This is a genomic window from Candidatus Pantoea bituminis, assembly GCF_018842675.1.
GTDB lineage: Bacteria > Pseudomonadota > Gammaproteobacteria > Enterobacterales > Enterobacteriaceae > Pantoea > Pantoea phytostimulans.
The window spans coordinates 1,811,713-1,823,673 of record NZ_JAGTWO010000004.1 but is presented as its reverse complement, the minus strand read 5'-3'; the positions used below and the strand labels follow the sequence as shown (position 1 = coordinate 1,823,673).

The 11,961-nt window shown below is 52.4% G+C and carries 8 protein-coding genes and 3 pseudogenes; 6 read left to right on the top strand and 5 right to left on the bottom strand.

Annotated elements, in window-relative coordinates:
• The first annotated feature begins 61 nt into the window (after positions 1–61).
• From asr to KQP84_RS12335, 3 genes are all read left to right on the top strand, one after another.
• A complete protein-coding gene (gene asr / locus KQP84_RS12340; RefSeq protein ID WP_215846757.1) occupies positions 62–478 on the top strand; it encodes an acid resistance repetitive basic protein Asr in 417 nt (138 codons plus the stop codon).
• Between the two features lie 72 nt (positions 479–550).
• Positions 551–631, top strand: coding sequence for a small membrane protein YdgU (gene ydgU / locus KQP84_RS26455; RefSeq protein WP_483335319.1), 81 nt, complete (start codon positions 551–553; stop codon positions 629–631).
• 116 nt (positions 632–747) lie between these two features.
• Complete coding sequence (locus KQP84_RS12335; protein WP_215846756.1) at positions 748–1,557, top strand: trypsin-like serine peptidase; 810 nt, start codon at positions 748–750, stop codon at positions 1,555–1,557.
• A gap of 130 nt (positions 1,558–1,687) precedes the next feature.
• Here the strand turns inward: KQP84_RS12335 and hrpA are convergent.
• Positions 1,688–5,589, bottom strand: a pseudogene (gene hrpA, locus KQP84_RS12330) (ATP-dependent RNA helicase HrpA).
• 257 nt (positions 5,590–5,846) lie between these two features.
• On the opposite strand from hrpA, the gene azoR reads away from it, so the two are divergent.
• Positions 5,847–6,446, top strand: a complete 600-nt coding sequence (gene azoR, locus KQP84_RS12325) for an FMN-dependent NADH-azoreductase (RefSeq protein WP_215846755.1) — start codon at positions 5,847–5,849, stop codon at positions 6,444–6,446.
• A gap of 84 nt (positions 6,447–6,530) precedes the next feature.
• Here azoR and KQP84_RS12320 read toward each other — a convergent pair whose 3' ends face one another.
• The 3 genes and pseudogenes from KQP84_RS12320 to KQP84_RS12310 form a co-directional block, all read right to left on the bottom strand.
• A complete protein-coding gene (locus KQP84_RS12320) occupies positions 6,531–6,851 on the bottom strand; it encodes a YdbL family probable chaperone protein (RefSeq protein WP_215846754.1) in 321 nt (106 codons plus the stop codon).
• A gap of 11 nt (positions 6,852–6,862) precedes the next feature.
• Positions 6,863–7,051: a YnbE family lipoprotein gene (locus KQP84_RS12315; protein WP_215846753.1), complete on the bottom strand. Its 189-nt coding sequence runs from the start codon at positions 7,049–7,051 to the stop codon at positions 6,863–6,865.
• Positions 7,048–9,666 (bottom strand): annotated as a pseudogene (locus tag KQP84_RS12310) (YdbH family protein). The gene KQP84_RS12315 and the pseudogene KQP84_RS12310 overlap by 4 nt, the downstream one beginning before the upstream one ends.
• Before the next feature lie 156 nt (positions 9,667–9,822).
• Here KQP84_RS12310 and KQP84_RS12305 point away from each other — a divergent pair.
• Positions 9,823–10,812, top strand: a pseudogene (locus tag KQP84_RS12305) (2-hydroxyacid dehydrogenase).
• A 32-nt stretch (positions 10,813–10,844) separates the two neighbouring features.
• On the opposite strand, the gene KQP84_RS12300 reads toward KQP84_RS12305, so the two are convergent.
• Positions 10,845–11,120, bottom strand: coding sequence for a putative hemolysin (locus tag KQP84_RS12300; RefSeq protein WP_215846752.1), 276 nt, complete (start codon positions 11,118–11,120; stop codon positions 10,845–10,847).
• A gap of 183 nt (positions 11,121–11,303) precedes the next feature.
• On the opposite strand from KQP84_RS12300, the gene KQP84_RS12295 reads away from it, so the two are divergent.
• Positions 11,304–11,960, top strand: a complete 657-nt coding sequence (locus KQP84_RS12295) for an MgtC/SapB family protein (RefSeq protein ID WP_215846751.1) — start codon at positions 11,304–11,306, stop codon at positions 11,958–11,960.
• Position 11,961: the final 1 nt, after the last annotated feature.

Genomic DNA, 11,961 nt, shown 5'->3' with positions numbered 1-11,961 from the left:
ATAGTCTTTTCACCGGCCCCGCAGTGGGCTACACATGAAAAAATCGTCCGAGGAATTTGCAATGAAAAAATTATTTGCGCTGGTGATCGCCGCTGCTATGGGTATCTCTTCTGTTGCTTTCGCTGCTGAAACAACAGCTGCGCCAGCTGCTGCTGCCACCACAACCACCACCGCAGCGCCAGCAAAAACTGTGCATAAAACTGCACACAAGAAACATCACAAAGCGGCTGCACAGAAAGCGCAGGCTGCTAAAAAAGTTCATCACAAAAAAGTGGCGAAGAAAGATGCCGCTCAAAAAGCACAGGCCGCTAAGAAAGTTCACCACAAGAAAGCGATGAAGAAAGATGCGGCTCAGAAAGCGCAGGCTGCTAAGAAAGTTCATCACAAAAAAGCTGTGAAGAAAGCCGCTCCGCAGAAAGCGCAGGCTGCTAAAAAAGTTCATCACAAAAAAGTTGTGAAAGCTGCTGCTAAAAAATAAGGCTTAGTCCTGAAGCGTGATTGATTAAAAGCACCCGGTTTTGCCGGGTGTTTGTTTAATGGAGTGGCTGAAATGGTGCATCGCTATCGCTTCGAAATTATATTGATTGTGATGATCCTGTGCGGCGTAGTCGCAGCCTGCTTTTTTATTTAGTCGTTGTAGTGTGCTGATAATCCCAATAAAACTCCCTTTTTAACCGCTCACCGACTATAGTTATCGCTCAAGCGTGATGACCTTATCCTCTACTTATTCTCGCCATTGAGAGAACTATGCGCCTGGCTATCTTGTTACTTGTTGGATTATTCAGTTTTAACACCGTTGTACATGCCGATGATGATGATGACGCGCCCAATCCTGACGAGATCAAGACGCTGTTCTTTGGTAAAGATCACCGTAAAGCGATCAGCGATATCACCGCTGTACCTTGGGATGCCATCGGTCAACTTGAAACCGAGAGCGGAAACCTGTGCACGGCTACGCTGATTTCACCCCATCTGGCGTTAACTGCTGGTCACTGTTTGTTAACCCCGCCCGGTAATTTTGATAAACCGGTGGCGCTGCGTTTTATGGCCAGCGATAAAGGCTGGCGCTATGAAATCCACGATATTGATGCGCGCGTTGAACCTTCACTGGCTAAACGTTTGAAGGCTGATGGCGAAGGATGGATCGTCCCGAGCAATGCGGCTCCGCTTGATTACGGCTTAGTGATTCTGCGTAATCCGCCCTCGGCTATTACACCTATTCCGCTGTTTGAAGGCTCGCGCAGCGATCTTACTGCCGCGTTGAAACAAGCCGATCGTAAAGTGACACAAGCGGGATACCCGGAAGATCACCTTGATACGCTTTATTCGCACAGCGACTGTGTGATTACGGGCTGGGCGCAGCGCGCGGTGCTATCACATCAATGTGATACGCTGCCCGGCGATAGCGGATCGCCTCTGTTACTGAATGGTGATAAAGGCTGGCAATTGATAGCGGTGCAGAGTTCAGCCCCGGCGGCTAAAGATCGTTATCTGGCGGATAATCGCGCCATTTCCGTGACGTCGTTCCGCGATAAACTGGAAGCACTGGCGCAGTAAACGTTTGGCAAAAGCGCATGTGACAGCAATAACCGACACGCGTTGATAAGGCTTCAATCCATATTTAGCCTCGCCCGCCACATCCTTGTGGCCGAGGCTTTATGACTTATTACGCATTGATGCCAAACACCTATCCGGCAATCTGCTCCATGCTCTGCATAATACGTTTATCTGAGATCGGATAAGGCGTGCCAAGCTGCTGAGCAAATAAGCTGATCCTTAACTCCTCAATCATCCAGCGAATATTCAGCACCTCTTCGTCATCCAAACGCTGTGGCGGCAGTTTATTGCGCCATGCCTGATAAGCCTGCTCAACTGCCTGCACACGGAGCATGCGCGCACGATCGCTGTGCGGATCGACAGGCAATTTCTCCAGCCGACGCTCAATGCCCTGCAAATAGCGCAACGTATCCGCTAAATGTTTCCAGCCGTTGCCCGTGACAAACCCACGATAAACCAAGCCATTCATCTGCGCTTTGATATCGGAAAGCGCCAGAGCCAGCGTCATATCAACGCGCCCTTTCAAACGCTTGTTGATGTTGAACACCGCGGTCAAGATCTGCTCAACCTGCTTCGCGATGGTGACCACCGTTTCATTCAGCTCAGCGCGAACTTTTTCATGCAGCTGGGCAAAATCGTCCTGTTGCCAGGCTGGCCCGCCCGCCTCTGCGATCAGCTTATCGATTCCGCAGGCGATACAGTCATCTATCAGCTCCAGTACTTTGCCGTACGGATTGAAATAGAGTCCCAGTTTGGCTTTGTTCGGCAGTTTCTCGTGCAAATATTTAACCGGCGACGGGATGTTAAGCAGCAGCAAGCGGCGTTGACCGCGCCACATCATTTTCTGCTGCTCCTGCTCGCTGTCGAACAGGCGAATCGCAACGCTATCCTTTTCATCCACCAGCGCTGGCCAGGCTTTTACCTGATAACTGCCGCGCTTCTGTTCATAGCTGCGCGGTAAATCACCAAAGCTCCAGATATGCAGGCCGCTCTGCTCCAGCCCGTCATCTGCCACTTTCGACAATGTTTCCTGCACTTTCCCTTTAAGCTGCGCTTTCAGCGCCGTCAAATCTTTGCCTTCCTGCAGCTTACGATTGTGTTCATCGATAATGCGGAAGGTCATTTTGAGATGATCGGGTACCTGTTCCCATTGCCAGTTTTCACGTTCCAGCGTGACGCCGGTCATACGACGAAACTCTCGCGCTAACGCATCCAACAGCGGCATTTCCATCGCGGTCACGCGGCCTAAGAAGGCGTCGGCATAGTTGGGCGCGGGCACCAAATTACGGCGCAGCGGCTTCGGCAGCGATTTAATCAGCGCAATGACGAGTTCGCGGCGAATGCCTGGGATCTGCCATTCGAAACCCTGATCCTCAACCTGATTCAGCAGCGGCAACGGAATATGCACCGTCACGCCATCCGCATCGGCGCCGGGCTCAAACTGATAACTCAGCTTCAGTTTGAGATTGCCTTGATGCCAGAAGTTCGGGTAGTCAAGCTGACTGACCTTATCCGCGCCCTCTTTAATCAGCATCTGCTTATCAAAGTTGAGCAGTTCCGCATTCTCGCGGCTGGCCCGCTTCCACCAGCTGTCGAAATGCTTAGCGGAGACCACCTCTTTGCCGACGCGCTGGTCATAGAACGCAAACAGCGTTTCATCATCGACTAAAATGTCACGACGACGCGATTTGTGTTCCAAATCTTCGACTTCGCTGCGCAACTTCTGGTTGGTGCGGAAAAAGGCGTGACGCGTCTGCCAGTCACCTTCCACAAGTGCATGGCGAATAAACAGCTCACGGCTTAATGTCGCATCAATGCGACCATAATTGACTTTGCGGCCCGCAACGATAGGCAGCCCATAAAGCGTGACTTTTTCCGTCGCCATCACCGCGCCTTGAGCCTTCTCCCAATGCGGTTCGCTGTAGCTGCGTTTGATCAAATGCTGTGCCAGCGGCTCGATCCATTCTGGATCGATGCGTGCAGCGATGCGGCCCCACAAGCGGCTGGTTTCCACCAGTTCAGCCACCATTGTCCATTTGGGCGGCTTTTTGAACAAACCAGAACCCGGGAAAATGGCGAAGCGTGCATTGCGTGCGCCGGTAAACTCTTGCTTGTCGGCATCTTTTTGGCCGATATGCGATAACAAACCTGTCAGCAACGCACAGTGAACTTCGCGGAACCCAGCGGGTTCGCTGTTAACAGGGATCCCCAGTTCACGTACCACCTGACGCAGTTGCGTGTAAATGTCCTGCCATTCGCGCACGCGCAAGTAGTTAAGAAAATCGGTTTTACACTGGCGACGGAACAGATTGCCGGACAACGCCTTTTGCTGCTCGCTGAGGTAATTCCACAGATTAACGAAGGCGAGGAAATCGGACTCTTTATCAGCGAAGCGGCGATGTTTTTCATCCGAAGCCTGCTTTTTCTCCGCCGGACGTTCACGCGGATCCTGAATCGACAAGCCCGCAGTGATAATCATCACTTCACGTACGCAGCCATATTTTTGCGCTTCCAGCACCATACGGGCCAAACGCGGATCGACCGGCAACTGCGCCAGCTGGCGTCCTGAAGGGGTGAGTTTGTAGTGCCCATCCTCTTCGTTCAGCGTCAGTGCGCCCAGCTCTTCCAGCAGGCGCACGCCGTCCTGAATATTGCGGCGATCGGGCGCTTCCACAAACGGGAACGCAGCGATATCGCCTAATCCCAGCGCGGTCATCTGCAAAATTACCGAAGCCAGGTTGGTACGCAAAATTTCAGGATCGGTAAAGGCCGGGCGACTCAGGAAATCATCTTCGGAAAACAGGCGAATACAGATCCCTTCCGATACGCGCCCGCAACGCCCTTTACGCTGATTTGCCGACGCTTGAGAAATTGGCTCAATCGGTAAGCGCTGCACTTTGGTACGGAAGCTGTAGCGGCTGATACGCGCGGTGCCGGGATCGATAACATATTTGATACCCGGCACGGTCAACGAGGTTTCTGCCACGTTGGTTGCCAGCACAATGCGACGTCCGCTGTGCGACTGAAACACGCGGTTTTGCTCAGCATTGGATAAGCGCGCGTAGAGCGGCAAAATCTCGGTATGCGGTAAGTCACGCTTGGTGAGTGCATCCGCGGTATCACGGATTTCACGCTCGCCGCTCATGAATATCAAAATATCACCGGCGCTTTCATGGCCCAGCTCATCAACGGCATCGAAAATGGCTTGTAACTGATCGCGGTCGCCATCGTCAGCGTCTTCCACAATCGGGCGATAACGCACTTCAACCGGATAAGTACGGCCTGAAACTTCAATTACCGGCGCGTTATTAAAGTGACGTGAAAAACGCTGTGGATCGATAGTGGCTGAAGTAATGATGATTTTCAGATCGGGACGACGCGGCAACAGCTCGCGCAGATAACCCAACAGAAAATCGATGTTAAGACTGCGCTCGTGCGCCTCATCGATAATAATGGTGTCATATTGCAGCAGCAGGCGGTCTTGCTGAATTTCTGCCAGTAAAATACCGTCAGTCATCAGCTTCACTTGGGTCGTTTCGCTGACCTGATCGTTAAAGCGCACCTTGTAACCGATGCAGCCACCCAACGAGGTATCCAGCTCATCCGCAATACGGTTCGCTACGGTACGTGCAGCCAGGCGACGTGGCTGCGTGTGGCCAATCAGCCCTTTCACGCCGCGTCCCAGCGTTAAGCAAATTTTTGGCAGCTGCGTGGTTTTACCCGAACCGGTTTCACCGGCCACGATCACCACCTGATGTTCGCGAATCGCGTCAGCAATCTCTTGCTGCTTTTGGCTGACCGGCAAATTTTCGGGGAAAGTGATGGTTGGCGTGGCCGCGATGCGCTGTGCAACACGCTGTTCAGCTGCGGCAAAATCTTGCTCCAGCTCCGCCACAATCCCTTGTTGCGCTTCACTATTTTTAACTTTTTTGCGCCATGCAAACGACGCTGCAAACGCTGCCGATCGCGCAGCATCACAGCATCAAGCCGCGACCAGAGCGGCGCGAGAGAAGAATTATCCGGTGATGACATAGTAATGACGTACCTTACTCAGACGGTGTCGCTGTGAAATACAGCGCCCAATGGGGCTGGGATAACCAGCTGATTCAATAAAATAATTGTGCGCATAATAGCACATTTCGGGCGTTGCCGAGACCGGGCGCACGTGAAGCTTATTCAATAAATTCGAACATAGATCTCGAAATATTGCGCTTTCACCGTGCCGCTGATATCCGTAGAGTGTAAGGCATTGAGCGGGAAGCCTTCCGCATAACAGACAGGAAAATACCATGAGCAAAGTTTTAGTTCTGAAATCCAGTATCCTTGCAGGTTATTCACAATCAAGCCAACTGGCTGACTTCTACGTTGACCAGGCTAAAGCCAACGGTGACGACGTTACCGTTCGTGACCTGGCAGCAAACCCGATTCCGGTACTGGATGGTGAACTGGTTGGCGCACTGCGCCCGTCTGACGCTCCACTGACACCGCGTCAGCAAGAAGCGTTGGCGCTGTCTGATGAGCTGATCGCTGAACTGCAAGCCCATGACGTGGTTGTTATTACTGCGCCTATGTACAACTTCAACATCCCAACGCAGCTGAAAAACTACTTCGACCTGATTGCGCGTGCTGGCGTCACGTTCCGTTACACCGAAGCGGGCCCAGAAGGTCTGGTTAAAGGTAAGCGCGCAGTCATCCTGTCCAGCCGTGGTGGCATTCATAAAGACACCGCTTCTGACCTGTTAACGCCATACGTGAAGCTGTTCCTTGGCTTCATCGGTATCAGCGACGTTGATTTCGTCTTCGCTGAAGGCATCGCTTACGGTCCAGAAGTGGCAACCAAAGCCACTGAAGATGCTAAAGATGCAATCAAGCAGATTGTTGCTGCTTAAGCTTTTGATGCCGTTGTACCTTGCCGGGCTTAATGCCCGGCTTTTTTATGCGCGTTAACCTGTGAATAAATGCTGTCGCGACGGTTACTTCTTTAGCCACTGTCCGTTTATCCCACGCACATACTCACCCGCTTCGGCCCTTCTCACCAGTTTTTGCCCGGCAATGCTGGCCACGTCTGAGGTGGTGAGATTGTTTTGCTGCGCCAGGCGCTGATACTGCACGCTGCGTCCTTCATTAATGCGCTTAACCAAAGCCAACGTCTCATTATCCTGCTCACGGGCAGCGATATAGCCGGAAAGCGTTTCGCCTACCCGACCTTGCTGGCGCGCTTCATCCAACGTGATCGCCCACGCCGGTTGGGCAACAATCCAGACCAAAAGCAGCACGGCGCTGATGCGTTTCATGCAGTTTCTCCTCAGAACAGATCGCTCTGGTTTTTCAATAACGCTTCCACGTCTTTATCCACTTTGATATGAATTTCATGCTCAATTTTTACATTCATATTGATTGTGATCGGCTCCTTGGGTGCGGCGACTTCAATGCGCGGCACGCATCCGATCAGCGGCAGCCCGGCGGCTAAAACCAGTAATGCCCTAAGGCTCATGGTTGAGGGTCCTTTTTCGATGGCAAGGTGGCGTTTTGCTCCACCCAGGATTGCAAATTATCGCCAAAACGCAGGCTGCGCCATAGCTGGAACAGATTTTCCTGATGACGATAGTTGAGATTAACGGTTTGATTACGATTGCTGAAGCGGCTTGTCCCTTGCACCTGTGCATCCATCGTCAGGTCGCCCAGATTATCCAGATTGATGGTGGCCCACGAGCGGGAAATTTCCATGTAACGCAGCCAACTCATTGCCGCGCCCGCTGCCATATTGTTGCTGGTAATCGCATCAGCCATGTCTTTGTCCAGCCTGAATGTCAGCGACCCGCTGTTGGCAATCCAACCCTTTTCAATCAGCCAGCGTTGATGATTAAGCCACAGCGGCAATTCACCGTTAACCTTGCCAGACATAGCAAACTGCTTGGGTTTGATGGCGGTAATGAGCTCACTCAAACTGATATCACGCAGCGCAACACGAGCAACCTCGTGTTGCGGCATGCGTAACGATGGCAACGTAATTTGCCCGCCGAGCAAATCCAGGCTGACGTCCTGCAGCGTTAATGGATGTGATTCCGTCCAAGGATAAGCCCCTGCAAATCGGCACGTATGTTCTGCAGGGCAAACTGATTTTTACCTCAGCGATACGCAGTGAAACCGGGCCGCGCACGCCCAGTTGCCAGCGTTGCTGCTTAAGGCGGAAAGGCAATGAGAAATCGACGCCATTGATTTGGCTGTCAGGCGTCCAGACGCTGCCCTGTTTGACCGTCCAGTGTCCGCCCGCTTCAAAACCTTGTTCCGGCGCGGCAGAAAAGGCGATTTGCGCGCGCAGCTCACCGGACTGAATTTTCATCTTCAGATCCTGACTCAGTAAAGGTTGAAAAACAGTGAGCGATTGTGCTGGCCACCAGGCTTCGCCGCGCAGGCGTTCGCCATCCCAACGACCGTGGACGCGCAATGGGCCAATATCGCCTGCCTTTAGCTCACCGCGCCAGATAAAGTGGCTTGGATCGCGCCCTTTGGCTTTAAATTCCAGATCTGAATTGGGTAACCAGCCGCCGTAGCTAAACTGCGTTTGCCCCGACTGCATTTTGAACCCGCCATCAAACGACGGGCGTTGCACATCTCGCTGCCAGTTAACCGGCGTCGTCAGCGTTAAACGCGGCTTACTAACCTGCACCATGCCATATTCCAGCTGATTGAACCCCGTTGATAAGGTATCGAGATGAATCAACGTATCCTGCCAGCCGCCAGTGCCCTTCACATCCCACTTTGCATTGAGCGGCAACATTTCGCCGCCCCCCAATAACGCCAGTTCCATTCGCCTTTATCTGGCCAGAAATTATTTGCCCGGCCATCAAGGTGCAGCAAAAACTTTCCGAAGCTGGGATCGTGGGCTTTTAGAATTGCCTGTAATCGGCCATCAATACCTTGCGAAGAGAGTCGCACGCCGGCCAACGGCCAGCGGGCTTCATCAACGTCCAGCGTGGCCAGCAACCGCCCGCGCAACCGCAGAAGCGCGCCAGGTTTTAACGTCAACAATGGATCAAGAACCGAGCCGCTGAGCTCACCTGGAATGGTGCCGTACAGCTGCATCTCCGCGAGCTTGCTTTCGCCGGTGAGCTGAAACGGCAGCTGGCTTTGCGTCATACTCAGATGACCCGGGCCGATCCCTAAAACGACGTTGCCTTTGCCGCCGCGCCCTTGGGTTAACAGATTAAGTCGGCCTGTTATGCGTGCAGCTTCCAGCCCGGCTTGCCAGTTGTCCAGCGTCAGGTTGATAAAGCCCGACAGCGGCTGTGCATCCAGCGGCCAGTAATATTGCCCTTTTTCGATGTGGATCTGCTGCGCGCTGGCCTGCCACGGCAAACTTAACAACGGCTGCGGAATGCCCTGCATCATCACTTTTAACATGCCTTGCTGCTGTTGCCAGTCAAGCGTGACGTCAAGCGGATCGGGGAGTGCCCCCAGTGACAGTTGCCCACTCACGTTACCGTTCACCGGTAAGCCATCGGCGAATTTCGGTAACTCCAGCTGACCACTTACGGTAACCGGTTCAGGGAGTGCGCCATTTTTAAACGTCAGTCGCTGAATGTTGAGCTGCTGACCTTTTAACGTCGCCTCAAGCTGTAGGTTGTCGCCCTGATAATGCAACTGCTGCTGACCGCTCTCTAGCGCCAGATCCAACTGCCCGGCATACGCTTGCCAGGGTGCAATGATCAGTTGATCAATATGCAGATCGGCGCCAGGCAGCATGGCTTGCCATTCAGCCAGGCTTTTGGGTGCAGAGGGATTATCGTTTGTGGCAGGAATGTGTTGTAGACATTCACTGTTTACACTGACTTGCCCCGCGTTGAGCCGCCAACGTGAGAGATGCCAGCCCAGTGAAGCGTGTTCAACCGAAGCTAAGACGCAATCGCCGGTCAGATAGCGAATGTGAGGAAACCACACGCCGCCGTCACGCCAGCGTGGCGTGCCTTCCAGTTCGATTCGTGTTTCAGGAGGCAGCCAGATGCCGACCAGCCGCGGCAGCCATTGTGTGATGGTGAGCAATAAACCCAGCACCAGCAGAATCAGCGCCAGAATCGCAGCAAGTCGTCGACGGAAAATCCGCGGCATGACAGCAATAATCCTTTTTCTTACAGTATCCTGACAAAGATGATGGCATGTTACGCGCACAAGGTGAAGGATTGCTGGCGAGATGATGAAGCAGATTCAGCAAAGCGCGGCAGAACACGTTATCCTTGGAATATCCCCGTATGCAGGAGCATAACGATGAAAATCGCGGTTTACAGCACCAAACACTACGACCAGAAATATCTCGAGCAGGTGAATCAGGAGTATGGCTACGAACTGGTTTTTTCGACTTTTTGCTGACCGAATCCACGGCCAAAAATGCCGTGGACTGTGATGCTGTGTGCATCTTTGTGAACGATGATGGTAGCCGCCCGGTGCTTGAGGAGTTGGCTGCGTTAGGTGTTAAGCACATCGCACTGCGTTGTGCTGGTTTCAATAATGTGGATTTAGCCGCCGCAGCTGAGTTGGGCCTCAACGTGGTGCGTGTTCCTGCCTATTCGCCCGAAGCCGTGGCGGAACATACGATTGGCCTGATGATGACACTTAATCGCCGCATTCATCGTGCCTATCAACGCACCCGAGATGCCAACTTTTCTCTGGACGGTTTAACCGGTTTTAACATGCATAACAAAACCGCAGGCGTGATCGGCACCGGCAAAATTGGTGTGGCGACGATGCGTATTTTGAAGGGATTTGGTATGCGCTTATTGGCCTATGATCCTTACCCAAGCCAGCAAGCGCTGGAATTAGGCGCCGAATATGTTGACCTCAAAACGCTGTTTGCTGAGTCAGACGTAATTACGTTGCATTGCCCGTTAACCCCGAGAATCATCATCTGCTCAACGCAGGCGCTTTCAGCCAGATGAAAGATGGCGTGATGATCATTAATACCAGTCGCGGCAGTTTAATCGATTCACAAGCAGCAATTGATGCATTGAAACAGCAAAAGATCGGTTCGCTTGGCATGGATGTCTATGAAAACGAAAGGGACTTGTTCTTTGAAGACAAATCAAATGACGTGATTCAGGATGATGTTTTCCGCCGTTTGTCAGCCTGCCATAACGTGCTGTTTACCGGACATCAGGCTTTTTGACTGCCGAAGCGTTGACGGCAATATCACAAACTACGCTGAGTAATCTCAGCCAGCTCGAAAAAGGCGAATCTTGTCCTAACCAGCTTTCAGCATAAAAGACGCGGGCCGGTTTAGCCGGCCCTCTACGTTAACGTGCGCAGCGTCCGCCAATCAACGCTTGTTCATCACAGCGGCGGCCATTAACCAACTGGCACATCCCCACGCGTGAACCATCTAACTGATGCGAAAACGCCAATGTTCCACCGGCACCCGCACAATTACTCTCGGCTAAAGAAGACATCACAACGTGGGGTTGGATATGGGCGGCGGTAGCTTGTTGTGGCGGTTCATTGTCATCACTGTTGCTGCTACAGGCGGATAGCAACAAAGCGGCGCCGGCCAGCAGAAGGGTGGCAGCTTTCATCAGTCAAACTCCGGGAATTGAGGTTAGTGGCGGAGTCAGCATATGTCAGGCAGCGCAAGGGGTCGAGAGGTGAAACAGCTTTTTACAAAATTTCCTGGCTAGCTTTACAAGCAGAATTATCTTGTTTAGCGCCATGCCTGGTTTGACAGATTAAAAACGGTTCTGATATTTCGGAGAAAAGCCATGTTAACGGATATGCTAATCCGCATCGCCCTTGCCGGCGTGTTAGGTGGATTAATTGGGATGGAACGCCAGATGCGGGCCAAAGAAGCGGGCTTGCGCACCCATATCTTAGTGGCGATAGGCAGCGCGATGTTTATGCTGGTATCGAAATATGGCTTCGCCGATATGCTCAACGATCAACATGTTTCTCTGGATCCCAGTCGTATCGCTGCGCAAGTCGTTAGCGGCATGGGCTTTTTGGGTGCCGGTACTATCCTCATCCAAAAGCAGGTAGTTAAGGGCTTAACCACCGCCGCCGGACTTTGGGTGACCGCCGCAATCGGTTTAGTGATTGGTAGCGGCATGTATGAAATCGGCATTTACGGCACGGTTTTAGCTTTAGTGGTGCTGGAAGTCTTCCGCCGTCTGAGCCATCTACTGATAGGCAAACATCATACCATTGTGGTGTTCCTTAAAGCGAAAAGCGTGCCGCTGGTGTTATTGGTGTTACAGCGTGAAGGCATTCGCTATGGACATATTGCTGTGGTAAATCGCAATCCAGAAACGGGCTTGTGTGAACTTAGCGTCCATGTGACGTTGTCACACAAAGCCAAAGATGCGCATCTTTATGAGAAAGTCATGGAAATCAAAGGGGTGCAGTCGCTTGAACTGATTTGAA

Coding starts and splice junctions, on each gene's coding strand:
- asr (WP_215846757.1), top strand. CDS start 62: ATGAAAAAATTATTTGCGCTGGTGATCGCCGCTGCTATGGGTATCTCT.
- ydgU (WP_483335319.1), top strand. CDS start 551: ATGGTGCATCGCTATCGCTTCGAAATTATATTGATTGTGATGATCCTG.
- KQP84_RS12335 (WP_215846756.1), top strand. CDS start 748: ATGCGCCTGGCTATCTTGTTACTTGTTGGATTATTCAGTTTTAACACC.
- azoR (WP_215846755.1), top strand. CDS start 5,847: ATGAGCAAAGTTTTAGTTCTGAAATCCAGTATCCTTGCAGGTTATTCA.
- KQP84_RS12320 (WP_215846754.1), bottom strand. CDS start 6,851: ATGAAACGCATCAGCGCCGTGCTGCTTTTGGTCTGGATTGTTGCCCAA.
- KQP84_RS12315 (WP_215846753.1), bottom strand. CDS start 7,051: ATGAGCCTTAGGGCATTACTGGTTTTAGCCGCCGGGCTGCCGCTGATC.
- KQP84_RS12300 (WP_215846752.1), bottom strand. CDS start 11,120: ATGAAAGCTGCCACCCTTCTGCTGGCCGGCGCCGCTTTGTTGCTATCC.
- KQP84_RS12295 (WP_215846751.1), top strand. CDS start 11,304: ATGTTAACGGATATGCTAATCCGCATCGCCCTTGCCGGCGTGTTAGGT.